The sequence below is a fragment of the Streptomyces sp. 1222.5 genome (genome assembly GCF_900105245.1).
GTDB lineage: Bacteria > Actinomycetota > Actinomycetes > Streptomycetales > Streptomycetaceae > Streptomyces > Streptomyces albidocamelliae.
The window spans coordinates 2,978,387-3,002,967 of the sequence record NZ_FNSZ01000001.1 but is presented as its reverse complement, the minus strand read 5'-3'; the positions used below and the strand labels follow the sequence as shown (position 1 = coordinate 3,002,967).

Sequence of the window (24,581 nt, the reverse complement as noted above, 5' to 3'; positions counted from 1 at the left end):
AACTACTTCGGGTGGTGTGACTGCGCGCACGCGTTCGATGTCACACTCCGCAGACTACCGCTCACAGCCCGAAGCGACGCTGGAGGTCTCCCAGCTGTCCGGGAAGGCGCGGTACCCCCGGCGATTGCGGACCGTGTCCACCCGGTGCCGTTACGCCACCGCCGGGGACCCCCGCCTCCGGCGGAACCACCCCCGTGGCCGCCTCGGCCATGAGGGTCTCCGTCGACTGCAGCAGGACCGTCCCGGCCCCCACGAACTCGAACTGGTGCTCCTCGCCGGAGGCTCCGCCGAGGCCGGTCATCGCACGTAGGCCGCCCAGTACACCCGCCAAGTATCCGTGGTCGTAGTGATGGCACGGGGACGGGCAGTCGGCCCACCCGACGAGGGCCTGCGGGTCGACCCGGATCGGAGGTTCCATGAACACCACCGGACCGTTAGATGCGGCGACGAACTTTCCGGTTCCGATCAGGGTCAGAAAACCCGGCACGATCGATTGCTTGAGCGCGAGACTTGGCTGAAAAGCGAGCAGGTTGCCCGCGCGAATGGTCAAGTTCCCGTCGTCCAGGTCGTAGGAGTTGACGTCGAAAGCCCGGTCGGCCAGCAGCATCTTGCCCGAGCCCTGCGCCACGACCCAGTCGCTCGCGTGCAGTGGCGAATGGAACGAGGTACGGACAAGTCGGTCGAGTCGGCCGTGCCCGATGCCGTTGAACTCGATCGCCCCGTAGTAGGCGATCATCTTCCCCTTCTGCAGGAACCACTGGCCGCCCTTGAGCTCGACGCAGAACGTGTAGGTGTTCACGTTGTCGTCGGCGGGCAGCGTCATGGGGTCGTGGACCACCGGGCCGCCGGGCACTCCGTACGCGCTCACAGCCTTTCCTCCGACGCCTGGACGAACACCGTGCCGTTGCCGCTCAGCTCCAGCTGGAAGGCCTCGCCGGAGCCGCGGCCCACCATGTCGCGCCACCCGAGCGCGGTGGACAGCTTGTTGCGCACGTCCCCGTAGTGGGCGACGTAGGCCTGCGGGTCGACGTGGACCGGGCGCTGCGGGGTGACCGGGAGCTCGAAGACGCCGCCGTGCGCCATCACGGCCACCGAGCCGTTGCCCCGCAGGGTGGTGGTGAACAGTCCCTGCCCGGTGACCTGGCCCCGGACCAGGCCCATGACGCCGCCCTGCGAGCCCATGAACATCGTGCCCTGCTGGAGGGTGCCCTCGAAGGCGAGCAGGCGGTCCGCCTCCACGTAGAGGGTGTCGCCGGAAAGGCTGATGACATGGACGTGGTGGCCGCCGTGCCCGAAGAAGACCGTGCCGCTGCCCTCGACCGACATGAGCGGCGTCGCCTCGCCGGCCACCCGTCGCCCGAGCATCGACATCAGCCCGCCCTGACCGCCCTGGATGTCGGGGGTGAAGGACACCTCCCCCTTGTAGGCGAGCATGGCCCCGCGCTGGCTGTACAGCCGCTGCCCCGGCAGCACCGTCGCCTCGACCATCTTGGAGTTGATCTCTCGGAAGGTCATGTCACAGGTCCCCCGCGATCGTGTTCCGCTCGCTCGGCTGCACGTACACCAGGCCGTCGCCCTCGAAGCGGATCTGGAACGCCTCGCCGCCGCCCTCCCCGAAGAACGTGCGGAACGTCACACCGGACTGGAAGGACTGCCGCACCTCGCCCTGGTGGGCGATGTAGGCGCCCGGGTCGACGGTCAGCGGGTACTGCGGGCTGACCCGCAGCACGACCGCCGGGCCGTCGGACATGATCGCCGCCTGGCCGTGCCCCTCGACGGTCGTCGTGAAGAGCCCGTTGCCCTGCGAGGCGCCGCGCAGCCCCGTGAACGTCGTGCCCGTCCTCAGCCCCGCGTCCGTCGCCAGCAGATTGCTCGACTCGACGTAGAGCCTGTCCCCCCGGAGGGCGACCAGGTTGATCTCGGACGCGCGGTCCGCGAACCAGCAGGTCCCCTGCCCCTTCACCTCCATCACCGTCATCTGTTCGCCGGTGAGCCGCCGGGTCACCATCCCGCGCAGCCCCTCGCCGCCGCCGCTCAGCTTCTTGAAGGCCATCTGACCGTCGTACGCGACCATCGAGCCGTTCTTGGCCTTCACGGCGTCCCCGGTCATGTCGACGGCCAGCACCTTGCTGCCTTGGAGTCGGAACATCGCCACGCTGGGAAAGTAGCGGCCGGACGGGTGGGGCGAACAGGGCCCGGGGGTGGAGAACGACCCTGAGCGGACCCCTAGGGCCGCGGTTTGCCACAATGGGAGAACGCTTGTGCGTGCGTTCACAAACCGGCAGTCCGTAATCGGCAGACCGTCGTTCGAAACTCCCACCGAAGGTGACCCGTGGACATCAAGACCGCCACCGCCCTCCGCCGCCTCCGCCTGGTCTCCGCCCCCGAGGCCGTGTCCTTCCTGATCCTGCTCCTGTGCTCGGTGCTGAAGCGGACCACGGACTTCAACGCGGTCCCCGTGATGGGCGCGATCCACGGTGTGCTGTTCGTCCTCTACGTGATCTTCTGGGCGGACGCCTGGAACCGCACCAAGTGGCCCCTGGGCACCGCGGCCCTCTACTTCGTCCTCTCGGTGCTGCCCACCGGCGGCTTCTTCGCCGAGCGCAAGCTGCGCCGTGAGGCCGAGGACGCGGTCATCGCGGCCCGCGCCCGCAAGGAAGGGGTCGTGAACGTATGATCGTCGCCTTCTCCGTGACGCCCCTCGGGGTCGGTGAGGACGTGGGGGAGTACGTCGCCGACGCCGTCCGCGTGGTCCGCGAGTCGGGACTGCCCCACCGCACCGACGCGATGTTCACCTCGATCGAGGGCGAGTGGGACGAGGTCATGGCCGTCGTACGGCGTGCCGTGGCCGCCGTCGAGGCCCGTGCCCCGCGCGTCTCGCTGGTCCTCAAGGCGGACATCCGGCCCGGTGTGACCGACGGCCTCACCTCCAAGGTGGAGACCGTGGAGCGGTACCTGGCGCAGTGATCCGCGGGCCCTCGGCCCCCGAACCCCGGTCCCCAGGACCGGGGTTCCTTCGCACCCGTTCTTTGAGCGATCGCTCAAAGGGGTGTATTTTTTTTCCACGATTGTTTGAGCGGTCGCTCAAACAATGGCCTGACGTGGGGGAACACATGGGTCTCTACATAGAGACGCACATACGCGCCGACCTCGACGAGCTGTGGGCCCGTACCCAGGACCCCGCCCGGCACCAGCGCTGGGACCTGCGCTTCACCGAGATCGCGTACCTCCCGCGCGTGGAGGGGGAACCGCAGCGCTTCCGCTACTCCACGCGCCTGCTGCCGTTCCTCACCGTCTCCGGCACCGGCGTAGCGGCCGGCGAGAAGGAGCGTCCCGACGGCACCCGCACCTCCGCCCTGCGCTTCTCCTCCCCGCACCCCCTCTCCCTGATCGCCGAGGGAAGCGGCTACTGGCGCTACGTGCCGGAGGCGCACGGCGTCCGCTTCCTCACCGGCTACGACTACCGCCCCCGCTGGGGCGCCCTCGGCGCCCTCGGCGACCGGGCGCTGTTCCGCCCGCTCATGGGATGGGCGACCGCGTGGTCCTTCGACCGGCTGAGACTCTGGCTGGAGCGGGGCATCACCCCCGAACGGGCCCTGCTCAACTGGCTCGCGGAACTCGCGGTCCGCGCGCTCGTCCTCGGGCTCTGCCTGAACGCGCTCGGCACCGACCCGTTCCTGCGCCTGTTCGGGCCCTTCGCCGACACCGCGGCCTTCCTCTGCCCGCTGCTGCTCGTGGTCGGCATCTCCCTCGTCCTGTTCAAGGAACCGCTCGCCTGCACCCCGGCGGCCCGGCGCTGCCTGCGGGCCCCCGTCACGCGGACCCGGACGCCCCGCCTGCTGCGCACCCTGGAGAAGCCCTCGTGACCTCGATGTTCGAGACCGTCATGGGCGCCGGCTTCGACCGGCTGCACCCACGGCTGCGGCGCCGCTTCTCCGTGGGCCTCGCGAGCGGCGAGGCCTGCACCGGCCGGGGCGTGATGGACCGCGTCTGGCACGGACCCGCGTTCGTGAAGCCCTTCCTGGCGCTGGGCGCCACCCGCAACATCCTGGTCCCCGAGGCCGGCCGCGACATCCCCTTCGTGATCGAGAACGTGCCGTACACCGACGGCTCGGGGCGTGAGACGGTGAGCTTCGTGCGCACCTTCGAACTGCCCGGCCGCAGCCGCCGTTTCGACGCCCAGATGGTGCTCGGCCCCCGGGGTGACCGCATCCTCGACTACCTCGGCACCCACCAGCACCTCGCGAGCGAACTGCACTTGCGCGCCGAGCCCGACGGCTCCCTGCTCATCCGCTCCGGCGAACACCGCTTCCGGGAAGGGCCGGTGGACGTCCGCGTGCCCGAACTCCTCGGCGCCACGGCCGAGGTGCGCGAGTCCTACGACGAGGACACCGGCCGCTTCCGCATCCGGGTCCGGGTGGTCAACCGCTTCTTCGGACCGCTCTTCGGCTACGAGGGTTCCTTCACGGCCTCGTACACGGACGTCCGCACCCTCGGGGTACGGCCGGGGCTGCGCCCCGTGCGGGAGGAGGTGCGCGCATGAGCCCGGAGACGGCGAAGTCCCAGGAGACCAAGACGAAGCTGCTGGAGGGCGCCCTGCGCACCCTCACCGAGCAGGGCATCGCCAAGACCTCGGCCCGTACGGTGGCCTCGGCGGCCGGCGTCAACCAGGCGCTGGTCTTCTACCACTTCGGCTCGGTGGACGAACTGCTGGCGGCGGCCTGCCGGTACGGCGCGGAGAAGTCCGTGGCCAAGTACCGGGACCGGCTCGCCGCCGTCACCTCCCTGTCCGAACTCCTCGCCGTCGGCCGCGAGATGCACGACCAGGAGCGGGCCGAGGGGCACGTGGCACTCCTCGGCCAGTTGCTCGCCGGTGCCCAGACCCACGCCGGACTCGGCCCCGCCACCGCGGCCGGACTCGACCTGTGGATCGCCGAGATCGAGTGCGCGCTGCGCCGCGTCCTCGCGGCGACCCCCCTCGGCGAGTTCACCGACCCCGCCGGCCTGGCCCGGGCCGTCGCCGCCTCCTTCGTCGGCATCGAACTGTACGAGGGCGTCGACGAGCGGGGCGCCCACGCGGCCCTCGACGCCCTGGAGGGGCTGGGCGCCCTCGTCACCGCGCTGGAGGAACTCGGCCCCGTCGCGCAGCGAGCGGTACGCCACCGTCTGCGCCGGCAGAGCCGCTGACCCAGGAGGTGTCAGCCCGCCGACGTCAGCGCCATCCCCAGAGGTGTCCGCTCGTACAGCACCTGATGGCCGTAGCGGCGGGCGGTCAGCAGGCCCGCGTCGCGCAGCACGGTCAGATGGGCGGAGACCGACGACGGCGCGAGCCGCAGACGGTGGGCGAGGGCGGTGGTGCCGGCCGGTTCGTCGAGCGCGGTCAGCACGGCCGCCGGTTGCGGCCCAGCAGCCGTACCAGCGCCTCGGGCGTCCGCTCGGCCGGTGCCGCCCACAGCCCGTCGTCGCCCCGGTGTTCTCCGGCACTCGCATGGCCACCCTCGCCGACGTCCTCGGCGCCGGTGACCTGTTCGTGCTCGGCCGCTCCCTGCTGCGGATCGTCGCCCAGAGCGCCCTGCTCGTCGGCTACGGCCTCGGCGGTCTGCTGCTCGCCGTGGTCACCCCGCGCCACGCCCTGCTGATCACCGTCGGTACCTTCCTCGCCTCCGCGGCGCTGCTGCGCCTCGGCACCCGGCACCGGCCCGCCCGCACCCGGCCGAGCGGCGACGCCCCACCGGCCTGCGGCAACTGCTCGCCCGCCCCCGCGTCCGGGTGCTGCTCCTGCTGTTCTGGGTGCCGGCGGCGTTCTCCGTCGTCCCCGAGGCGCTGGCCGCGCCGTACGCCGACGCCCTCGGCAGCGGTTCCACCGGCCTCGGCCTGCTGATGTGCGCCCTGCCCGTCGGCACGGTGGCCGGCGAGCTGTTCGCCGGGGCCCGGCTGCGTCCCGCGGCCCGGGAACGCGTCGCGCTGCCCCTGCTCTGCCTGACCCTGCTGCCCTACCTCGGCTACGCCCTCAACCCGGGGCTCACCGGCTCGCTGCTGCTCCTGCTGCTGTCCGGGGCCGGGTCCGCGTACACCCTCGGCCTGGACCAGTGGTTCGTGCGGGCCGTGCCCGAGGAGCTGCGCGGGCGGGCCATGACCCTGCTGAGCGCGGGCCTGACGACGGTCCAGGGCGCCGGCATGGCGCTCGCCGGTGTGGCGGCCGAGGTGGCGGGCGTCGGGGCGGCCGTGGTGGGGGCCGGTGCGGTGGGCGTCCTGTGCTGCTGCGGGCCGGCCCTGGCGGCCCGGGCGACCGAAAGCCGAGACGGGGCTGCCCGGCATATGACCGGCCGGTAGGGTCTGATGACGTGCCGAAGCCACTCAGCCTTCCGTTCGACCCCATCGCGCGTGCCGACGAGCTCTGGAAGCAGCGCTGGGGAAACGTGCCGTCCATGGCCGCCATCACCTCGATCATGCGGGCCCACCAGATCCTGCTCGCCGAGGTGGACGCGGTGGTCAAGCCGTACGGGCTGACGTTCGCCCGTTACGAGGCGCTGGTGCTGCTCACCTTCTCCAAGGCCGGTGAGCTGCCGATGTCCAAGATCGGCGAGCGGCTGATGGTGCATCCCACGTCCGTCACGAACACCGTGGACCGGCTGGTCAGGTCCGGGCTGGTCGCCAAGCGGCCCAACCCCAACGACGGCCGCGGCACCCTCGCCGTCATCACCGACAAGGGCCGCGAGGTGGTCGACGCGGCCACCCGCGACCTCATGTCCATGGACTTCGGCCTGGGCGCGTACGACGCGGAGGGGTGCCAGGAGATCTTCGCGATGCTCCGTCCGCTGCGGATCTCGGCACACGACTTCGACGAGGAGTGACCCGGGGCAAGATCTCCCGGAACGGGTGGTTACGCTCGTGGGCATGAAGAAGAGCGTGCTGACCCGCTACCGCGTCCTGGCCTACACCACCGGTGTCCTGCTGGTGCTGCTGTGCCTGAGCATGATCGCGAAGTACGGGTTCGACATGAGCGGTGCCGCCGACTTCACGCGGGTCGTCGCCATCGCCCACGGCTGGCTGTACGTCGTCTACCTGGTGTTCGCCTTCGACCTGGGGTCCAAGGCGAAGTGGCCGGTCGGCAAGCAGCTGTGGGTGCTGCTCGCGGGCACCATCCCCACGGCCGCGTTCTTCGTCGAGCGCAGGATCAGCCGCGAGCTGGAGGCCGGTACCGTCGGCCGGGCGCCGGCCGTCGCCAAGGCCTAGGTTTTACCGCCGTACGAGTTCCGTACGGCGGTCAGCCATCGACATTTACTAGGACGTCCAAGTAAATTCGAGGGTATGGACGCTCACGCCATCGACGAGGGCCGCCGCCGCTGGCAGGCCCGCTACGACGCCGCACGCAAGCGCGACGCTGACTTCACCACGCTCTCCGGCGACCCCGTGGAGCCGGTGTACGGGCCCCGACCGGGCGACACCTACGAGGGATTCGAGCGGATCGGCTGGCCCGGGGAGTACCCGTTCACGCGCGGGCTCCATCCGACCGGCTACCGCGGCCGCACCTGGACCATCCGCCAGTTCGCCGGCTTCGGCAACGCCGAGCAGACCAACGAGCGGTACAAGATGATCCTCGCCGCGGGCGGCGGGGGTCTGTCCGTGGCCTTCGACATGCCGACCCTCATGGGCCGCGACTCCGACGACCCGCGCTCGCTCGGCGAGGTCGGGCACTGCGGCGTCGCCATCGACTCCGCCGCCGACATGGAGGTCCTGTTCAAGGACATCCCGCTCGGTGACGTCACGACCTCCATGACGATCAGCGGGCCCGCCGTGCCCGTCTTCTGCATGTACCTGGTCGCCGCCGAAAGGCAGGGGGTCGACCCCGGGGTGCTCAACGGCACCCTGCAGACCGACATCTTCAAGGAGTACATCGCGCAGAAGGAGTGGCTCTTCCAGCCCGAGCCGCACCTGCGCCTGATCGGCGACCTGATGGAGCACTGCGCGGCCGGCATCCCCGCCTACAAGCCGCTCTCCGTCTCCGGCTACCACATCCGCGAGGCCGGGGCCACGGCCGCGCAGGAGCTGGCGTACACGCTCGCCGACGGCTTCGGGTACGTGGAGCTGGGCCTCTCGCGCGGGCTCGACGTGGACGTCTTCGCGCCGGGTCTGTCCTTCTTCTTCGACGCGCACGTCGACTTCTTCGAGGAGATCGCCAAGTTCCGGGCCGCGCGGCGGATCTGGGCGCGCTGGATGCGGGAGGTGTACGGCGCGAAGAGCGACAAGGCCCAGTGGCTGCGCTTCCACACGCAGACCGCCGGGGTCTCGCTGACCGCGCAGCAGCCGTACAACAACGTGGTGCGCACCGCCGTGGAGGCGCTGGCCGCCGTCCTCGGCGGCACCAACTCCCTGCACACCAACGCGCTGGACGAGACCCTCGCGCTGCCCAGCGAGCAGGCCGCCGAGATCGCGCTGCGCACCCAGCAGGTGCTGATGGAGGAGACCGGGGTCGGCAACGTGGCCGACCCGCTGGGCGGCTCGTGGTACGTCGAGCAGCTGACGGACCGGATCGAGGCGGACGCGGAGAAGATCTTCGAGCAGATCAGGGAGCGGGGCCTGAGGGCGCACCCCGACGGGCGGCACCCGATCGGCCCGATCACCTCCGGCATCCTGCGCGGGATCGAGGACGGCTGGTTCACCGGCGAGATCGCCGAGTCGGCGTTCCGCTACCAGCAGGCCCTGGAGAAGGGCGAGAAGCGGGTCGTCGGCGTCAACGTGGCCACCGGCTCCGTCACCGGGGACCTGGAGATCCTGCGGGTCAGCCACGAGGTGGAGCGCGAGCAGGTGCGGGTGCTCGCCGAGCGGAAGGCGGCGCGCGACGACGCCGCGGTGCGCTCCGCGCTGGCGGCGATGCTGGACGCGGCCCGGTCCGGCGCCAACATGATCGAGCCGATGCTGGACGCGGTGCGCGCCGAGGCCACGCTGGGCGAGATCTGCGGGGTGCTGCGCGAGGAGTGGGGCGTGTACACGGAACCGGCCGGCTTCTAGCCCGGCGCCGTCCGGCCCGCACCAGGGGCGCCGCCCCCTGGTGCACACGCCGGCCGGGCCCGCCCGCCACCAGGCCCGCCCGCCACCCGGCCCGGCCACACGGCCGGCCGGGGCCGGGCGGGCTACTCGGCCGCGGTCGGTTCCGCCGCCGCCAGGCCGAGCAGCAGGACCCGGGTGAAGTCGTGCACCCAGTCCGCGTCGGCCGGTTTGCCGCTCACCAGGGTGCGGTGCACCACCGCACCCGCCACGACGTCGAAGATGAGGTCCACCGTGCGGGCCGCCTCGGCGGGGTCCGGCTCCGGAGGGAGTTCGCCGCGCCGCTGGGCCCGCTCCCGACCCTCCAGAACCAGCCGTATCTGACGCTCGACGATCGACGCGCGGATGCGCTCGCGCAGCGCGTCGTCACGGGTCGACTCCGCGACCACCGCCATCAGACCGCTCTTGGCCTCCGGCCGGGCCAGGATGGCCGCGAACTGCAGAACCACGCCCTCGATGTCGGCGGCGAGACTGCCGCGGTCGGGCAGTTCGAGCTCGTCGAAGAGCTCCGCCACCGCGTCCACGACCAGTTCGTTCTTGCCGGCCCAGCGACGGTACAGCGTGGTCTTGGCGACTCCGGCGCGCGTCGCCACGTCCCCGAGGGTGAGCTTGGACCATCCCAGCTCGACCAGCGCCTCCCGCGTCGCGGCCAGGATCGCGGTGTCCGCGGCGGCGCTGCGCGGGCGGCCGGTACGGCCCGCTGGGGTGCGGCTCTGCATCCACTGACCATAAACCGGCGGTTCCCGTGGCGTCGTGAGGGAGATCACCGGGGTGTGGTGTCGCGAGGTGCCCCGATGCCATTACGCTACGGGTCGTAGCGAAAGCTCGTGAGGGACGTACACGGGCGACGACCACGGCGTGGGGTGGGGACCCGGCGCCGGCACATCGCTTTTTTCATTCCGGCGCCGGAACGGGGAGGATAGACGCATGCAGCCACGGAACATGTCCATGAGCGGCGTCGTCGACCTCGCCGCGGTGAAGGCGGCCCAGGAGGCCAAGGCCAAGGCCGAGCAGGCGCGCGCCGAAGCCGCCCGGCAGGGTGGGACGGGGGCCGTCTCGCCGGCCGACCTCGTCATCGACGTCGACGAAGCCGGCTTCGAGCGCGACGTACTGCAGCGCTCCGCCGAAGTACCCGTCGTCATCGACTTCTGGGCCGAGTGGTGTGAGCCCTGCAAGCAGCTCAGCCCGGTCCTGGAGCGGCTGGCCGTCGAGTACGCCGGTCGCTTCCTCCTCGCCAAGATCGACGTCGACGCCAACCAGATGCTGATGCAGCAGTTCGGGGTGCAGGGCATCCCGGCCGTGTTCGCGGTCGTCGCGGGCCAGGCGCTGCCGCTCTTCCAGGGGGTGACCCCCGAGCAGCAGATCCGGGAGACCCTGGACCAGCTGGTGCAGGTCGCCGAGCAGCGGTTCGGCCTGACCGGCCTGACCGTCGACCCGGACGCCGAGGCCGGCGGTGCCGCCGGGACCGCGGCGCCCGTGGGCCCCTACGAGGCGACGCTGAACGCCGCCGCGCAGGCCCTCGACGCGGGCGACCTGGGCGGTGCGATCCAGGCGTACAAGAACGTGCTGGCCGACGACCCGGCCCACCCGGAGGCCCAGCTGGGCCTGGCGCAGGCCGAACTGCTCCAGCGCGTGCAGGACTTCGACCCGCAGAAGGTGCGCCGGGAGGCCGCCGAGAAGCCGGCCGACGTGGACGCGCAGATCGCCGCCGCCGACCTGGACCTGGTGGGCGGTCATGTCGACGACGCCTTCGGGCGGTTGATCGAGACCGTGCAGCGCACCGTGGGTGACGACCGGGACACCGTACGGCGCCGCCTGCTGGAGCTGTTCGAGGTCGTGGGCCTCGACGACCCGCGGGTGATCGGGGCCCGCCGCGCGCTGGCGCGCGCCCTGTTCTGACCAGTCGCTAAACGCCCCGGCTTGTGATGCCGGGGTGAAAGATTCGCCGACGAGCTGTCAGGGCGGCCGCGCTTTGCCAAATCTTGGTAATCGCGGCCGCTGTTACTCGGAGTAAATCGAGGCCGTTGATCTGTCTGGTTTCATCCAGGGATCAACGGCTTTGCCCTGGCCCTCGATGCAACCGAGCGTCGCACTCCGAGATCGGCCGGTCGTCCTCCGGTTATCCGCCCGTTACTAGCCAGTAACGAACCCCCTTGTGCCCGGGCCGAGAATGCACCACGATCGGCGACGCTCGGTCCATTCCCGCACCCCGACAACCGGTCGGGTCGCGGGAGACTCTGGGTCCCCACCGAGCAGATCCGGCGGCAGTGGCGCCGGCTCTTGGGCAGGGGGGTCTTCGCCGTCCGGCGAAGCCTGTCCAGCAAGGTTGTGCGTGATGCGTGTCAGGCGCGACCAGTGGTTGTCGCTCGGGGGTGATCGCCGGTGATTCGGGCGCGGTTCGCGCCACCGAGTGCAGGCGCTCTCCTTCCCGAGGACGTAGCACTTCTCCCATCCCTGCCTGGCTGAGCCGCCGACCGGGGCGAGTCCAGGCCAGGAGATGTACGTCCGAGAAGGAGGAAATATGGAGTCCCAGGTGCGTGGCGGGACCAGATGGAAGCGGTTCGCTGTGGTCATGGTGCCCAGCGTCGCCGCCACGGCGTGTATAGGTGTGGCCCTCGCACAGGGCGCTCTCGCCGCTTCGTTCAGCGTGTCCGGCCAGTCGTTCAAGGTGTCCGCCGACTCGCTCGTCGGCACCGGCTTCGAGCAGTACGGAGCCATCGACAGCGGCTACACGATGGACGGCAAGAAGACGGCCCACCCGGTTGCCGTCTCGGCGTTCAAGCACGCCGAGATCACCAACCTGTGCCAGTCCGTGGTCACGCCCGACGTGCCGGTCTTCGGCAACGTCAGCCTGATCCTGCGCGCCGGCGGCGAGGGCCACGACAAGGTCCAGGCCGACAACATCTACATCGACGTTGCCGACCTCAACGCCGACGCGACGTTCGACAACATCGACATCGGTGTGGCCGCGAAGGACGCCTCCAAGGGTCCGGGCATGAAGGGTGGCGGCGAGCAGGCCAACCCCTTCGGCTTCGCGCAGCAGGCCGACAAGGCCACGCTGGTCGGCGTGAAGCAGACGGCGTGGGCGACCACCGCCGGAACCTTCAAGCTCAGCGGTCTCCACATGTCGCTGGCGACGGGTGTCAAGGAGTGCTACTAAGCACTCGATGACGGGCGGGGGAGCCGGTGGCGCCCCCGCCCGTCCCACACTCCGGCCGCGTCCGCGCACGCGGCACACATCACCACCACAGCAACACCGCACCAGGGAGCTGTTTTCCATGAGCGCCGAGACCCCTGCCGCCGCACCCGGCCAGTTCACCCACCGGAGGCAGCAGTTCCGCGCCTGGCGGGGCACGCGTCCGTTCTGGGCCGGTCTGTTCGTCCTGCTCGGCGGCGTTCCGATCATGTACTTCCCGTACGCCCACCTGCAGTTCGGCCATCTGACGCTGGCGATGGCGACCACTGCGGGAGCCGGATCCCTGATCATCGGTGTGCTGCTGATCGTCCTGGGCGTCAGTCTCTGGTTCCAGAAGCACGTGCGGACCTTCGCGGGAGTCGCCGCGATCCTCCTCGCGCTGGTGTCCATCCCCGTGTCCAACTTCGGTGGCTTCGTCCTGGGCTTCCTGCTCTCCCTCATCGGTGGAGCGATGGCCGTGGCCTGGGCGCCGGGCACCACCGAGCAGCCGGAACCGGCCGCCGAGGCCGCCCCGGCCACAGGTGAGGTCCCCGGGACCGCTCCGGACAAGGGCGACGCCGGATTCGCTCCGCTGTCCCACCAGGGCCCGGACCCGGTGAGCACGAACGACCTGTCAGGAACGAGCCCGGCCAACGGGGCGAACGGGAGGCACAGTGCCGGCTGACGAGGCGATCCGCGGGACCGATGTGGACGGGTCCCGCGCGAGAACCGGTCCCCGCCACGCGGCACCCAGGAAGCCGCTGTTCACCAGGTTCCACATGCCGGCCGGCAAGGCGATAGCCTCCGTGGCGATGCCGACCGCGGTGATCGTGGGCATGGGGTTCACCTCCACGCTCGCGCTGGCCGACAACGGCAGCCCGTCCCCCTCGACGTCGGCCAAGAGCCTGACGGCCGACGAGTACAAGGACTGCGTCAAGGCGCTGGACGACTCCGGTGACACCTCGGCCTCGCCGTCGCCGTCCGCCTCGGAGAGCACGAAGCCGACGGACACCGCCACGCCGGGCACCGACGCCGAGGACGGCAAGGACGCCGGCGGTGCCAAGGACACGGGCAAGACCTCTTCGCCGGATTCAGGTTCCGGCGACCAGGGCACCCCCGAGCCGAGCGCGACCTCCGGTTCCTCCGACCCCGGCTCCGGCACGTCCGACAAGGGCTCCGGCTCCGGCGGCGACACGGCCACGCCCACCCCGTCCGCGTCCCAGAGCAGCGGCAACCTGCTGGACACCATCGGCGACACGCTCGGCGACGTCCTGACCGGCGGCGGCAAGGACTCCGGCACCTCGTCCGCGAGCCCCACGCCGTCCGCGTCCCCGTCGTCCGCCGCGCCCTCGGCGTCGGCGTCCGGCTCCGGTACGTCGACGTCGGACTCGGCCGGCACGAAGGTCTCCGACACCGTCAAGGACACCGCCTCCAAGGCGGGCAAGACGGTCTCGGACACGGTGAAGAACACCACCGACAAGGTCTCGAAGACGGCCGAGGACACCGTGAAGGCGGCGCAGGACGCGGCCGGGTCGGCGACGCCGGCCCCGTCCGCGAGCGCCTCCGACGCGGCGGACGGCTGCCCGGTGGCCACGGACGACGAGAGCGGCGTCGACAACAAGACGCCGGTGGCGGACGACCCGTGGTACCTGAACGCCAGCTCCCTGCTCCTCAAGGGCGCCGACTACCAGGGCGTCGTCGAGGTGAAGACGGCCAACGGCACCAAGAAGAAGGTGCTGAAGTACGTCATCTCGGGCGGCACGGACATCGGTGACCTGCACCAGACGGTCAACGACAAGCAGGCGAACAAGACCTACCACGTGCAGGCCGCCAAGGGCTCGACGTCGACCATCCGCAACGGCGACACGGTCATGTACACCGAGAGCATCTCCGGCAACCTGTTCGGCCTGATCCCGGTGACCTTCAGCCCCGACAGCCCGCCCCCGCTGAACATCCCGCTGATCTACTTCACCAACGTGAAGGTGGTCCAGGCGGCCCAGTTCGGCGGCAGCCTCCACGTGCCCGGCATGCACGTGTACACGACCGGCTGAGCGGTCGCGGAAGCCCGTCCGGGAGCCGCGGACGACTGAGGGCGCCCCCCCCTGCGCGGGGGGCGCCCTCAGTGCCGTTCAAGGCCCTTGCGGCGCTCGTCAGTTGCTGCCGCCGATGTGGTGCACGCGGAGCATGTTGGTGGTGCCGGGGACGCCGGGGGGCGAGCCGGCGGTGATGATGACCGTGTCGCCCGAGTCGAACCGGCTCAGCTTGGCGATCTCCTGGTCCACCAGGTCGACCATCTCGTCGGTGGTGTTCACGAACGGCACGACGTGCGACTCGACGCCCCAGCTCAGGGTGAGCTGGTTGCGGGTGGCCTCGTCCGTGGTGAAGGCGATGATCGGCTGGCACGCGCGGTAGCGGGAGAGGCGGCGCGCGGTGTCACCGGACTGGGTGAAGGCGATCAGGCCCTTGCCGCCGAGGAAGTCGGCGATCTCGGCGGCCGCACGGGCCACCGAACCGCCCTGCGTCCGCGGCTTCTTGCCCGGGACCAGCGGCTGCAGGCCCTTGGAGAGGAGCTCCTGCTCGGCCGCCCGGACGATCTTCGACATCGTCCGGACCGTCTCGATCGGGTACGCGCCCACGCTCGACTCGGCCGAGAGCATGACCGCGTCGGCGCCGTCCAGGATCGCGTTGGCCACGTCGGAGGCCTCGGCGCGGGTCGGACGGGAGTTGGTGATCATCGACTCCATCATCTGGGTCGCCACGATCACCGGCTTGGCGTTGCGCCGGCACAGCTCGATCAGGCGCTTCTGCACCATGGGGACCTTCTCGAGCGGGTACTCGACGGCGAGGTCGCCACGCGCGACCATCACGCCGTCGAACGCCATCACGACGGCCTCCATGTTCTCCACCGCCTGCGGCTTCTCCACCTTGGCGATGACGGGGACCCGCCGGCCCTCCTCGTCCATGACGCGGTGCACGTCCTGGACGTCCTTGGCGTCCCGGACGAAGGACAGCGCGACCAGGTCGCAGCCCATCCGGAGGGCGAAGCGCAGGTCCTCGACGTCCTTCTCGCTCAGCGCGGGCACGTTGACGGCCGCGCCGGGCAGGTTGATGCCCTTGTGGTCGGAGACGACACCGCCCTCGATGACGATCGTCTTCACCCGGGGGCCCTCGACGTCCAGGACCTTCAGCTCGACGTTGCCGTCGTTGATGAGGACCTGGTCGCCGCGCGAGACGTCGCCCGGCAGCCCCTTGTACGTCGTACCGCAGATGTGCTTGTCGCCGGGCACGTCCTCGGTCGTGATGACGAACTCGTCACCGCGCTCGAGCTCGACCGGACCCTCCGCGAAGGTCTCCAGGCGGATCTTCGGGCCCTGGAGGTCGGCGAGGACACCGATGGCCCGGCCGGTCTCCTTGGAGGCGGCACGGACGCGGTCGTACCGCGCCTGGTGCTCGGCGTGGGTGCCGTGGCTGAAATTGAACCGGGCTACATTCATGCCCGCCTCGATCATGGCGACGAGCATCTCGTGGGTGTCGACCGCGGGGCCGAGAGTACAGACGATTTTCGAACGGCGCATGGGGCGATCCTATCGGTTTGTTTCGCTACGGAATATTCCGTCTGGCGGAAGATACAAATGAGTGCCACACCGCTCAGGTGCTATTCAGTTGTTCTTTCCGACCAGTGCGTAGGTCTGGGTCGCGATCTCCAGTTCCTCGTCCGTCGGCACCACGGCCACGGCCACCCGCGCGGACGCCGGGGAAATCAGCCGCGGTCCGTCGCCGCGCACGGCGTTCAGTTCCGGGTCGACCGCTGCGCCGAGCCCCTCCAGGCCCGAGATCGCGGCCTCCCGCACCGGCGCCGCGTTCTCGCCGACGCCGGCCGTGAAGGCCACCGCGTCCACGTTCCCGAGTACGGCGAAATAGGCGCCGATGTACTTCTTGAGGCGGTGAATGTAAATGTCGAAGGCGAGCCGGGCCTCTTCGTCGCCCTCGTCGATCCGCCGGCGGATCTCCCGCATGTCGTTGTCCCCGCAGAGACCGAACAGACCGCTCCTCTTGTTGAGGAGAGTGTCGATCTCGTCCATGGACATTCCGCCAACACGTGCCAAATGGAAGATGACGGCCGGATCCAGATCACCGGATCGCGTACCCATCACCAGCCCCTCCAAGGGCGTCAGTCCCATCGAGGTGTCCACGCACCGGCCCCCCTGGACCGCGGACGCCGAGGCGCCGTTGCCCAGGTGAAGCACGATGACGTTCACCTCGGACGGCTCCTTGCCCAGCAGCCGCGCGGTCTCCCGGGAGACGTAGGCGTGCGAGGTGCCGTGGAAGCCGTAGCGGCGGATCCGGTGCCGGTCGGCGATCTTCGGGTCGATCGCGTACCGCGCCGCGGACTCCGGCATCGTCGTGTGGAACGCGGTGTCGAAGACGGCGACCTGGGGCAGGTCGGGGCGCAGCGCCCGCGCGGTGCGGATGCCGGTGAGGTTCGCCGGGTTGTGCAGCGGGGCGACCGGGATCAGCCGCTCGATCTCGGTGAGCACCTGGTCGTCGACCACGGTGGGCTCGGTGAAGAACATCCCGCCGTGCACCACCCGGTGGCCGATCGCGGCCAGGTCCGGCGAGTCCAGGCCGAGCCCGTCGCGGCCCAGCTCCTCGGCGACCGCCTTGAGGGCGGCGTCGTGGTCGGCGATCGGCCCGGTCTGCTCACGGGTGTCGCCCGTGGTCAGGCAGGTGTGCTTGAGCCGGGAGGTCTGCTCGCCGATCCGCTCCACCAGGCCGGCGGCCAGCCGGCTCCGGTCGCGCATGTCGAGCAGCTGGTACTTCACCGACGAGGAGCCGGAGTTGAGGACGAGGACACGGGTCGCGGTCACGGTGTCGGGGTGCTTTCTGTGCTCAGGTGGCGGGCGTCTGGGCCTGGATCGCCGTGATGGCGACGGTGTTGACGATGTCCTGCACGAGCGCGCCGCGGGACAGGTCGTTGACCGGCTTGCGCAGACCCTGCAGGACGGGGCCGACCGCGATCGCGCCGGCCGAGCGCTGCACGGCCTTGTAGGTGTTGTTGCCGGTGTTGAGGTCCGGGAAGATCAGCACGCTGGCCTGGCCGGCGACCTCGGAGCCCGGCAGCTTGGTGGCGGCGACGGACGGCTCCACGGCCGCGTCGTACTGGATCGGCCCCTCGATCTTCAGGTCCGGGCGCCGCGAACGGGCCAGCTCGGTGGCCTCGCGCACCTTCTCGACGTCGGCGCCCGAGCCGGACGTGCCGGTGGAGTACGACAGCATCGCGATCCGCGGCTCGACGCCGAACCGCGCCGCCGTACCGGCCGACTGGACGGCGATGTCCGCCAGTTGCTCGGCGTTGGGGTCCGGGTTGACCGCGCAGTCGCCGTACACGAGCACCTTGTCGGCCAGGCACATGAAGAAGACGGACGAGACGATGGACGACTCCGGCTTCGTCTTGATGATCTCGAAGGCCGGGCGGATGGTCGCCGCCGTGGAGTGCACCGAGCCGGACACCATGCCGTCGGCCAGCCCCTCCTCGACCATCAGGGTGCCGAAGTAGTTGACGTCGGAGACGACGTCATAGGCGAGTTCGACCGTGACGCCCTTGTGGGCGCGCAGCGCCGCGTACTTCCCGGCGAAGGTGTCGCGCAGTTCGGATGCGGCCGGGTCGATCAGCTGGGTGTCGCCCAGGTCGATGCCGAGGTCGGCGGCCTTCTTGCGGATCTGGTCGACCGGCCCGAGCAGGGTCAGGTCGCACACGCCCCGGCGCAGCAGCACCTCGGCCGCGTGCAGCACCCGCTCCTCGGTGCCCTCCGGCAGGACGACCCGCCGCCGGTCGGTGCGGGCCTGCTCCAGCAGCTTGTGCTCGAACATCATCGGCGTGACGCGGTCGCTGCTCGGCGCCGAGACCCGGCGGGCCAGGTCGGCGGTGTCGGCGTACCGCTCGAACAGACCGAGCGCGGTCTCGGCCTTGCGCGGGGTGGCCGCGTTCAGCTTGCCCTCCAGGGAGAACAGCTGCTCGGCGGTGGGGAACGAGTTGCCGGCCACCGAGAGCACGGGGGTGCCGGGGGCGAGGCGGGCGGCGAGAGTGAGGATCTCGTCGCTCGGCACCTCGTTCAGGGTGAGGAGCACGCCGGCTATCGGCGGGGTGCCGGCGCTGTGGGCGGCCAGCGAGCCGACGACCAGGTCGGCGCGGTCGCCGGGGGTGACGACCAGGCAGCCGGGGGTCAGGGCGCCCAGGAAGTTCGGCAGCATCGCGCCGCCGAAGACGAAGCCGAGCGCGTCCCGGGCCAGGCCCGACTCGTCGCCGAGCAGCACCTTCGCGCCGAGGGCCTGGCCGATCTGCGCGACCGTCGGCGCGGACAGCGCGGGCTCGTCGGGGACGACCCAGCAGGGCACCGGGAGCCGGTTCGCGAGCCGCTCGGCGATCTCGTCGCGGTCCTCGCGGGCGACCCGGTTGGTGACCATGGCGAGGACGTCGCAGCCGAGGCCGTCGTAGGCGCGGAAGGCGTTGCGGGTCTCGGCGAGGACCGACTCGGTGCTCTGCCCGCGGCCGCCGACCACCGGGATGACGGAGGCGCCGAACTCGTTGGCGAGGCGGGCGTTGAGGGACAGTTCGTCGGGGAACTGGGTGTCGGCGTAGTCGGTGCCGAGGACGAGGACGACGTCGTAGTCGCGGGCGACCCGGTGGAAGCGGTCCACCAGCGTGGAGACCAGCTCGTCGGTGCCCTGCTCGGCCTGGAGCGCGGACGCCTCCTGGTAGTCCATGCCGTAGCCGGTCGCGGGGTCCTGCGAGAGGCGGTACCGGGACCGCAGCAACTCGAACAGCCGATCGGGACCGTCGTGGACGAGCGGACGGAAGACGCCCACCCGGTCGACCTGCCGGGTGAGGAGTTCCATGACCCCCAGTTCCACTACCTGGCGGCCGTCACCGCGGTCGATCCCGGTCACGTACACGCTGCGCGTCACGTGTCCACTCCGTTCCTCATGTCTGGTGGGTCGCGTCCTCGGCACAAAAACTGCCCACCGAGGTGAGCAGATCCCTCTTGACAATACCCCTGGTGCCGGTTAAGGCGCCCGTCAGGACTTCACCGCCCCGACGGACGTGAAAGAATCGGTTCCGGCTCACCGGTACCCACAGCGAGCAGGAGACACAGCACGATGCGCATCGGAGTTCTCACCGCAGGCGGCGACTGCCCCGGCCTGAACGCCGTGATCCGGTCCGTCGTGCACCGGGCGGTCGCGCAGTACGGCGACGAGGTCATCGGCTTCGAGGACGGCTACCGGGGTCTGCTCGACCGCCACTACCGCACCCTCGACCTGGACGCGGTCAGCGGCATCCTCGCCCGCGGCGGCACCATCCTCGGCTCCTCCCGCCTGGAGCGCGACCGGCTGCGCGAGGCCTGCGAGCGGGCCACCGACATGGTCGAGGAGTTCGGCATCGACGCGCTGATCCCGATCGGCGGCGAGGGCACGCTGACCGCGGCCCGCATGCTCTCCGACGCCGGTCTCCCGGTCGTCGGCGTCCCGAAGACCATCGACAACGACATCTCCTCCACCGACCGCACCTTCGGTTTCGACACCGCCGTCGGCGTGGCCACCGAGGCGATGGACCGCCTGAAGACCACCGCCGAGTCCCACCAGCGGGTGATGGTCGTCGAGGTCATGGGCCGGCACGCCGGCTGGATCGCCCTGGAGTCCGGCATGGCCGCCGGCGCCCACGGCATCTGCCTTCCCGAGCGCCCCTTCGACCCCGCCGACCTGGCCAAGATGGTCGAGGAACGCTTCGCCCGCGGCAAGAAGTTCGCCGTCGTCTGCGTCGCCGAGGGCGCCCACCCCGTCGATGGCTCCATGGACTACGGCAAGGGCGAGATCGACCAGTACGGCCACGAGCGTTTCCAGGGCATCGGCACCGCGCTGGCGTACGAGCTGGAGCGGCGCCTCGGCAAGGAGGCCAAGCCGGTCATCCTCGGCCACATCCAGCGCGGCGGCGTACCCACCGCCTACGACCGCGTCCTCGCCACCCGCTTCGGCTGGCACGCCGTCGAGGCCGCGCACCGCGGCCAGTTCGGCCGGATGACCGCGCTGCGCGGCACCGACATCGTGATGGTGCCGCTCGCCGAGGCCGTCACCGAGCTGAAGACGGTGCCGAAGGACCGCATGGACGAGGCGGAGTCGGTGTTCTAGACCGTTCCCCGTCCCGGACCGCGCCGGCGTCACCCCGGCTCGGGCCGCCACGCCCTCCGCACGGCTCACGGGCTGCTGCCCGCGCCGGCCGTGTCCGCCGCGGCGCCGTCCGGTTCCCGCCATGCGCCGCCCGCCGTTCCCTGCTCCCGGACGGGATCGGGACACACGTCTCCTGGTGCCCAGCGCCCCGGCGGCCGGGCTGACGCGCGCACTGGCTCACCCGTCCGGGTGGCGGCGATGTCCCTGCGGCGCGGTCCCTACGGCGTTCTGCTCTCGACGCCCGCCCAGAAGTTGTCGACGATCCGGTCGAGGAAGTCCCGTCCGGACTCGCTGGCATCGCGCGTACCGCCGCCCCAGCTGAGGGTGGCGGCCATGTGGCCCTGGTAGTCCTGGTGCAATTCCTGGAGGACCTCCTCCAGGACGTTCCGGTCGACCGGGGCCAGCTTCGTCACCGGCCGGACGTAGGCCTGCCAGCGGGTGGTCACCGCGCTGTGCAGCAGATCGGCGAGCTTCGCCTCGCGGCCCGTGACGGACACGAAGTCCGGCAGGGCGAGGTCCAGTACCCGCGCGAGCGCGGCCGACTGGCGCTCGTTGCCCCGCCAGTCGTCGCGCTCCTCCATCCGCAGGTAGCCGCGCAGGTCCATGCCGACGGCGTGGGCGACGTCCTCCGCGGCGACGGCCCGGGCGAGGCGGTGCTCGCGCAGGGTGCGGGGGCGGCCGAGGAGCTCACCCGGCGAGCACCACAACACGCCCGCCAGTGCGGTGAGTTCCAGGTTTTCGGGGGTGGCGGTGCCGCGTTCCCAGGCGGTCACGAGGTCGGGGGTGACGTAGGGCAGTCCGTAGGAGACGCGCAGTCCGTAGGCGACGTGCTCGGGCCCCATGCCGAGCGCGGCGCGGAGCCTGCGGGCGGCCGGGGCGTTGAACGGAGGAGCGGGCCGACTGGGTCGGGATGAGGGTGGGCGCACTCCGCACAAGGTAGGGGCGCACACGGGCCGTGACTACGGGCTGTTCCGCCAACATCACCCTTGGTGGATTCGTACGTCTAGATCGGTTCCGGACCGGTGGCACCGGGTGTCACCGCCGTCACCTGCGGTTACCGGGCGTCACCCCTTCACCGCGCCGCCCAGGGCGAATCCGCCGCCCAGTCTGCGGGCCACCAGCACATAGAGCAGGATCACGGGGGTGGAGTAGATGACGGAGAACGCGGCGAGCTGTCCGTAGGCCACCATGCCCCGGTTGCCGAAGAAGTCGTTGATGCTGACCGAGGCCGGCATCCGGTCCGGGGTGAGCAGCAGCATGAACGGGACGAAGAAGTTCCCCCACATCATCACGAACGAGAAGACGGTGACCACGGCGACGCCCGGTCCCATCAGCGGCAGCACGATCCGGACCAGGGACTGGAGCGAGGACGCGCCGTCCGTCCACGCCGCCTCCTCCAGTTCCCTCGGCACCCCGTCCATGAAGTTCTTCATCAGCCAGATGGCGAAGGGCAGCTGGGAGGCGGCGAAGAAGAGGATGGTGCCCTGGAGGGTGTCGATCAGGTTCACCCGGACGAACAGCGCGTACACCGGCACCATGATCGCCGTGATCGGCAGGCTCGTCGCGAACAGGATCGTCAGCAGGAACGGCCGGTTCAGCCGGGACCGGAACCGGGAGAGCGGGTAGGCCGCGAGCGCGGCGCAGGCGACGGTCAGCGCGGTGGCGCCCCCGCACAGGAGCAGGCTGTTCAGCAGCGGGGTGTAGGTGATGTCCGGGGTGAGGATCGCGTCGAAGTTCGCCAGGGTGAGCCCGTCCGGGACCCTGACCCGCAGGCCGGCGTGCGGGTCCACGGACGACAGCAGCACCCAGGTGAGGGGCAGCGCGAAGGCGACGGCCACCGCGAGGAGCGAGACGTCGGCGGCGAGCCGCCGGGAGGCGCGCTTGCGGGGCATCAGACCTCCGTCCGCAGCAGCCGCAGGTAGACGACGGAGAACAGGGAGCCGACGAGCAGCAGGAGCAGGGCCACGGCGGTGCCGTAGCCGATCATGCTGTTCTGGAAGGCCTGTTCGTACATGTACAGCGGCAGGGTCTGGCTGCGGTCTCCGGGGCCGCCCCGGGTCATCACCCAGATCAGGCCGAAGACGGACAGCGTCTGCAGCGTGTTGAGCATGAGGTTGGTGCCGATGGACCGGCGGATCATCGGCAGCGTGATGTGCCACATCCGGCGCCACCCGCCGGCCCCGTCCACCTCGGCCGCCTCCGTGATCTCGGCGGGTATCCCGTCGAGGGCGGCGGAGTACACGAGCATGGAGAAGGCCGTGCCGCGCCACACGTTGGCGAACGACACGGCGAGGACGGGCAGCGTGAACAGCCAGTTCTGCCGCGGGAGATGGAGCTGGTCCAGGATCGCGTTGAGCGTGCCCTCGCGCCGGAAGAACGCGTAGAGCAGGAACCCCGCGACCACCTCCGGCAGCACCCAGGCCGTGACGACGACCCCGCCGGTGAGGGTGCGGACGGGCTTCGAGGCACGCTTCATCAGCGCGGCCAGGGCGAGCCCCAGGGTGTTCTGCCCGACGAGCGAGGACAGCACGGTGAACACCAGTGTCAGCCACACGGCGTTCAGGAACGCGTCGTCCCGGAACGCCCGGCGGAAGTTGGCGAGGCCGACGAAGGAGGAGTGGGCCTGGCCCGTCAGCTGGAGGTCGGTGAAGGCGATGTAGGCGCAGTAGGCGATCGGTCCGGCGAGGAAGAGCAGCAGCAGGACGAGGGCGGGGGTGAGCGGAAGGGCCCGGGCGGCCCGGCGCCGAGCCGTCACCTGCGGACCACGCGGCCGCCGGTGACGTCCTTCAGTGTGGCGTCGTAGTCGTCGGCCGCCTGCTCCACCGACCGGTCGCCGGTCGTCACGCCCTCCATGGCCTCCTGGACGGCCGTCGACACCTTCGGGTACGCGGGGAACGCCGGCCGGTAGTGGGTGCTCGCCACCAGTTCGGTGAAGAACGCGATGCCGGGCTGCGCGGTGGCGTACGCCGGGTCGTCGGCGACGTCCTCGCGGACGGCGATGCCGGAGTTGGCGATGTACCACTTCCGGGCGTTGTCCTTGGTCTGCATCGTCCGGATGAAGTCGAAGGCGAGGTCGGGGTTGCCGGCCTTGGCGGGAATGGCCCAGGTCCAGCCGCCGGACATGCTCACCCTGCCGGGCGCCTGGCCGGCCTGGGTCGGCATGGCGGCCAGTCCGAGCCGCTTCGACCAGTCCGGCCACTCGTGCCCGCTGCCCGGCAGCCAGTCCTGCGGCAGCCAGGAGCCGTCGAGGTCGATGCCGAGCCTGCCCTCGGGCAGCAGCTCACCGCGCACGGCGGTGGCGAAGTTGGGGTCGAGGGCGTCGGAGACGTCCGGGCCGAGCTTCTCCTTGTACACCGTCTCGACGAATCCGAGCGCGTCCCTGAAACCCCGGCCGCCCGCGATCCACTTCTTGCTCCCGGCGTCGTACAGCGGGTCCGTCTTCCCGTCGCCCGTGCCGTAGAGCAGCATCTCGAAGCCCTGCATGGTGGCGGCCTCGCCGGCGGGCTTGCCGGTGTAGACGTTGATCGGGGTGACGCCGGGTACCTTCCTCTTGATGGTCCGGGCGGCGGTGAGCACCTCGTCCCAGTTCTTCGGCTGCCAGTCGGCGGGCAGGCCGGCCTTCGCGAAGACGCGCTTGTCGAACCAGAGCCCGCGGGTGTCGGTGCCGTCGGGGACGCCGTACGTCTTCCCGTCCTCGCCCTTGGCCGCCGCCTTCGCCGTGCCGATGAACCGGCTCCAGTCCGGCCACTTGGCGAGGTACGGGTCGAGCGGCTTCAGATAGCCGCTGGTGATGTCGGAGTTGATGAGGAAGGTGTCCTCGTAGACGAGGTCCGGTGCCGTCCGCGGTGACCTCAGCATCTGCTGGAGCTTGGTGTAGTACTCCGAGTCGGGGGCCTTGATGGGGACGAACTCCACCTTCTTGCCGGGGTACTGGCTCTCGAACTGCTTCTTGATGCCGGCGAGGTAGGTGTCCATCACCTTGACGGAGTTGTCGGTCGACTGCTTGTACGACACCTTCACGGTGTCGGGGCTGCTGCCGGATCCCGGGCTGCACGCGGTGAGGGCGGTCGCGGCGAGGGCGGCGGTGAGGAGGGCGGAGAGAGCGGCGGTGGGGCGCACGGGCATGACCTCCTGA

The 24,581-nt window shown here is 70.7% G+C and carries 24 protein-coding genes and 2 pseudogenes; 14 read left to right on the top strand and 12 right to left on the bottom strand.

Translation table 11 applies throughout. The features are described from left to right. Positions 1-61 precede the first annotated feature (61 nt). From BLW57_RS13350 to BLW57_RS13340, 3 genes are read right to left on the bottom strand one after another with little or no spacing between them, the layout of a single operon-like run. Positions 62-868, bottom strand: coding sequence for an AIM24 family protein (locus BLW57_RS13350; protein ID WP_093474629.1), 807 nt, complete (start codon positions 866-868; stop codon positions 62-64). Continuing rightward, positions 865-1,515: an AIM24 family protein gene (locus tag BLW57_RS13345; RefSeq protein WP_093474627.1), complete on the bottom strand. Its 651-nt coding sequence runs from the start codon at positions 1,513-1,515 to the stop codon at positions 865-867. Before BLW57_RS13345 ends, BLW57_RS13350 begins: the two co-directional genes overlap by 4 nt. Before the next feature lies 1 nt (position 1,516). Then, positions 1,517-2,149: an AIM24 family protein gene (locus BLW57_RS13340; protein ID WP_093474626.1), complete on the bottom strand. Its 633-nt coding sequence runs from the start codon at positions 2,147-2,149 to the stop codon at positions 1,517-1,519. Between the two features lie 183 nt (positions 2,150-2,332). Here BLW57_RS13340 and BLW57_RS13335 point away from each other — a divergent pair, with 183 nt between their 5' ends. From BLW57_RS13335 to BLW57_RS13315, 5 genes are all read left to right on the top strand, one after another. Beyond that, complete coding sequence (locus tag BLW57_RS13335) at positions 2,333-2,677, top strand: DUF3817 domain-containing protein (RefSeq protein WP_073889632.1); 345 nt, start codon at positions 2,333-2,335, stop codon at positions 2,675-2,677. Continuing rightward, on the top strand, positions 2,674-2,967 hold the full coding sequence (locus BLW57_RS13330) for an MTH1187 family thiamine-binding protein (protein WP_093474624.1): 294 nt from the start codon (positions 2,674-2,676) through the stop codon (positions 2,965-2,967). The genes BLW57_RS13335 and BLW57_RS13330 overlap by 4 nt, the downstream gene beginning before the upstream one ends. Before the next feature lie 146 nt (positions 2,968-3,113). Further along, positions 3,114-3,866, top strand: a complete 753-nt coding sequence (locus BLW57_RS13325) for a hypothetical protein (RefSeq protein WP_093474623.1) — start codon at positions 3,114-3,116, stop codon at positions 3,864-3,866. Beyond that, positions 3,863-4,543: a DUF4166 domain-containing protein gene (locus BLW57_RS13320; RefSeq protein WP_093474622.1), complete on the top strand. Its 681-nt coding sequence runs from the start codon at positions 3,863-3,865 to the stop codon at positions 4,541-4,543. Before BLW57_RS13325 ends, BLW57_RS13320 begins: the two co-directional genes overlap by 4 nt. Further along, positions 4,540-5,187 (top strand): TetR/AcrR family transcriptional regulator, encoded by a 648-nt coding sequence (locus BLW57_RS13315; protein WP_093474620.1) that lies wholly within the window; start codon positions 4,540-4,542, stop codon positions 5,185-5,187. The genes BLW57_RS13320 and BLW57_RS13315 overlap by 4 nt, the downstream gene beginning before the upstream one ends. A gap of 11 nt (positions 5,188-5,198) precedes the next feature. Here the strand turns inward: BLW57_RS13315 and BLW57_RS13310 are convergent. Continuing rightward, positions 5,199-5,470, bottom strand: a pseudogene (locus BLW57_RS13310) (ArsR/SmtB family transcription factor); the annotation flags it as partial. On the opposite strand from BLW57_RS13310, the pseudogene BLW57_RS13305 reads away from it, so the two are divergent. From BLW57_RS13305 to BLW57_RS13290, 4 genes and pseudogenes are all read left to right on the top strand, one after another. Beyond that, positions 5,459-6,333 (top strand): annotated as a pseudogene (locus BLW57_RS13305) (MFS transporter); the annotation flags it as partial. The pseudogenes BLW57_RS13310 and BLW57_RS13305 sit on opposite strands and share 12 nt — an antisense overlap. Positions 6,334-6,344: 11 nt before the next feature. Continuing rightward, positions 6,345-6,854 (top strand): MarR family winged helix-turn-helix transcriptional regulator, encoded by a 510-nt coding sequence (locus tag BLW57_RS13300; RefSeq protein WP_093474619.1) that lies wholly within the window; start codon positions 6,345-6,347, stop codon positions 6,852-6,854. A 43-nt stretch (positions 6,855-6,897) separates the two neighbouring features. Then, on the top strand, positions 6,898-7,236 hold the full coding sequence (locus BLW57_RS13295; RefSeq protein WP_093474617.1) for a DUF3817 domain-containing protein: 339 nt from the start codon (positions 6,898-6,900) through the stop codon (positions 7,234-7,236). Between the two features lie 75 nt (positions 7,237-7,311). Then, positions 7,312-9,012, top strand: coding sequence for a coenzyme B12-dependent isobutyryl-CoA mutase large subunit (locus tag BLW57_RS13290; RefSeq protein WP_093474616.1), 1,701 nt, complete (start codon positions 7,312-7,314; stop codon positions 9,010-9,012). Between the two features lie 122 nt (positions 9,013-9,134). Here BLW57_RS13290 and BLW57_RS13285 read toward each other — a convergent pair whose 3' ends face one another. Further along, positions 9,135-9,767 carry a TetR/AcrR family transcriptional regulator gene (locus BLW57_RS13285; RefSeq protein ID WP_093474614.1) on the bottom strand — a complete coding sequence of 211 codons (633 nt, stop codon included), beginning with the start codon at positions 9,765-9,767 and terminating at the stop codon, positions 9,135-9,137. A 208-nt stretch (positions 9,768-9,975) separates the two neighbouring features. Here BLW57_RS13285 and BLW57_RS13280 point away from each other — a divergent pair, with 208 nt between their 5' ends. From BLW57_RS13280 to BLW57_RS13260, 4 genes are all read left to right on the top strand, one after another. Then, entirely contained in the window at positions 9,976-10,947 is a 972-nt protein-coding gene (locus tag BLW57_RS13280) for a tetratricopeptide repeat protein (RefSeq protein ID WP_093474613.1), read from the top strand. 622 nt (positions 10,948-11,569) lie between these two features. Further along, positions 11,570-12,208 (top strand): DUF6230 family protein, encoded by a 639-nt coding sequence (locus BLW57_RS13270; protein ID WP_073889650.1) that lies wholly within the window; start codon positions 11,570-11,572, stop codon positions 12,206-12,208. Positions 12,209-12,326: 118 nt separating this feature from the next. Beyond that, on the top strand, positions 12,327-12,908 hold the full coding sequence (locus tag BLW57_RS13265; protein ID WP_093474611.1) for a DUF6114 domain-containing protein: 582 nt from the start codon (positions 12,327-12,329) through the stop codon (positions 12,906-12,908). After that, on the top strand, positions 12,898-14,274 hold the full coding sequence (locus BLW57_RS13260; protein WP_176985570.1) for a hypothetical protein: 1,377 nt from the start codon (positions 12,898-12,900) through the stop codon (positions 14,272-14,274). Before BLW57_RS13265 ends, BLW57_RS13260 begins: the two co-directional genes overlap by 11 nt. A gap of 99 nt (positions 14,275-14,373) precedes the next feature. Here the strand turns inward: BLW57_RS13260 and pyk are convergent, their stop codons facing one another. The 3 genes from pyk to pta form a co-directional block, all read right to left on the bottom strand. Further along, entirely contained in the window at positions 14,374-15,798 is a 1,425-nt protein-coding gene (pyk, locus tag BLW57_RS13255) for a pyruvate kinase (RefSeq protein ID WP_093474610.1), read from the bottom strand. Between the two features lie 84 nt (positions 15,799-15,882). Then, positions 15,883-17,091 carry an acetate kinase gene (locus tag BLW57_RS13250; protein WP_093474608.1) on the bottom strand — a complete coding sequence of 403 codons (1,209 nt, stop codon included), beginning with the start codon at positions 17,089-17,091 and terminating at the stop codon, positions 15,883-15,885. 22 nt (positions 17,092-17,113) lie between these two features. Beyond that, positions 17,114-19,189 carry a phosphate acetyltransferase gene (pta, locus tag BLW57_RS13245; protein ID WP_093474607.1) on the bottom strand — a complete coding sequence of 692 codons (2,076 nt, stop codon included), beginning with the start codon at positions 19,187-19,189 and terminating at the stop codon, positions 17,114-17,116. A gap of 192 nt (positions 19,190-19,381) precedes the next feature. Here pta and BLW57_RS13240 point away from each other — a divergent pair, with 192 nt between their 5' ends. Continuing rightward, positions 19,382-20,407: an ATP-dependent 6-phosphofructokinase gene (locus BLW57_RS13240; RefSeq protein ID WP_093474605.1), complete on the top strand. Its 1,026-nt coding sequence runs from the start codon at positions 19,382-19,384 to the stop codon at positions 20,405-20,407. 257 nt (positions 20,408-20,664) lie between these two features. Here the strand turns inward: BLW57_RS13240 and BLW57_RS13235 are convergent, their stop codons facing one another. From BLW57_RS13235 to BLW57_RS13220, 4 genes are all read right to left on the bottom strand, one after another. Then, a complete protein-coding gene (locus tag BLW57_RS13235) occupies positions 20,665-21,372 on the bottom strand; it encodes an XRE family transcriptional regulator (protein ID WP_256339472.1) in 708 nt (235 codons plus the stop codon). A 138-nt stretch (positions 21,373-21,510) separates the two neighbouring features. After that, positions 21,511-22,338 carry a carbohydrate ABC transporter permease gene (locus BLW57_RS13230; RefSeq protein WP_093474602.1) on the bottom strand — a complete coding sequence of 276 codons (828 nt, stop codon included), beginning with the start codon at positions 22,336-22,338 and terminating at the stop codon, positions 21,511-21,513. Beyond that, positions 22,338-23,201 carry a carbohydrate ABC transporter permease gene (locus BLW57_RS13225; protein WP_093474601.1) on the bottom strand — a complete coding sequence of 288 codons (864 nt, stop codon included), beginning with the start codon at positions 23,199-23,201 and terminating at the stop codon, positions 22,338-22,340. The genes BLW57_RS13230 and BLW57_RS13225 overlap by 1 nt, the downstream gene beginning before the upstream one ends. Then, the gene (locus tag BLW57_RS13220; protein ID WP_176985569.1) at positions 23,198-24,571 is read right to left on the bottom strand and encodes an extracellular solute-binding protein; all 1,374 of its coding nucleotides are present in this window, start codon (positions 24,569-24,571) and stop codon (positions 23,198-23,200) included. The genes BLW57_RS13225 and BLW57_RS13220 overlap by 4 nt, the downstream gene beginning before the upstream one ends. Between the last annotated feature and the right edge of the window lie 10 nt (positions 24,572-24,581).

Bases quoted from the DNA above. Each gene is read 5' to 3' on its own strand.
- BLW57_RS13345 (WP_093474627.1), bottom strand. From the start codon at position 1,515: ATGACCTTCCGAGAGATCAACTCCAAGATGGTCGAGGCGACGGTGCTG.
- BLW57_RS13340 (WP_093474626.1), bottom strand. From the start codon at position 2,149: ATGTTCCGACTCCAAGGCAGCAAGGTGCTGGCCGTCGACATGACCGGG.
- BLW57_RS13330 (WP_093474624.1), top strand. From the start codon at position 2,674: ATGATCGTCGCCTTCTCCGTGACGCCCCTCGGGGTCGGTGAGGACGTG.
- BLW57_RS13325 (WP_093474623.1), top strand. From the start codon at position 3,114: ATGGGTCTCTACATAGAGACGCACATACGCGCCGACCTCGACGAGCTG.
- BLW57_RS13315 (WP_093474620.1), top strand. From the start codon at position 4,540: ATGAGCCCGGAGACGGCGAAGTCCCAGGAGACCAAGACGAAGCTGCTG.
- BLW57_RS13295 (WP_093474617.1), top strand. From the start codon at position 6,898: ATGAAGAAGAGCGTGCTGACCCGCTACCGCGTCCTGGCCTACACCACC.
- BLW57_RS13290 (WP_093474616.1), top strand. From the start codon at position 7,312: ATGGACGCTCACGCCATCGACGAGGGCCGCCGCCGCTGGCAGGCCCGC.
- BLW57_RS13285 (WP_093474614.1), bottom strand. From the start codon at position 9,767: ATGCAGAGCCGCACCCCAGCGGGCCGTACCGGCCGCCCGCGCAGCGCC.
- BLW57_RS13280 (WP_093474613.1), top strand. From the start codon at position 9,976: ATGCAGCCACGGAACATGTCCATGAGCGGCGTCGTCGACCTCGCCGCG.
- BLW57_RS13270 (WP_073889650.1), top strand. From the start codon at position 11,570: ATGGAGTCCCAGGTGCGTGGCGGGACCAGATGGAAGCGGTTCGCTGTG.
- BLW57_RS13265 (WP_093474611.1), top strand. From the start codon at position 12,327: ATGAGCGCCGAGACCCCTGCCGCCGCACCCGGCCAGTTCACCCACCGG.
- pyk (WP_093474610.1), bottom strand. From the start codon at position 15,798: ATGCGCCGTTCGAAAATCGTCTGTACTCTCGGCCCCGCGGTCGACACC.
- BLW57_RS13240 (WP_093474605.1), top strand. From the start codon at position 19,382: ATGCGCATCGGAGTTCTCACCGCAGGCGGCGACTGCCCCGGCCTGAAC.
- BLW57_RS13230 (WP_093474602.1), bottom strand. From the start codon at position 22,338: ATGCCCCGCAAGCGCGCCTCCCGGCGGCTCGCCGCCGACGTCTCGCTC.
- BLW57_RS13220 (WP_176985569.1), bottom strand. From the start codon at position 24,571: ATGCCCGTGCGCCCCACCGCCGCTCTCTCCGCCCTCCTCACCGCCGCC.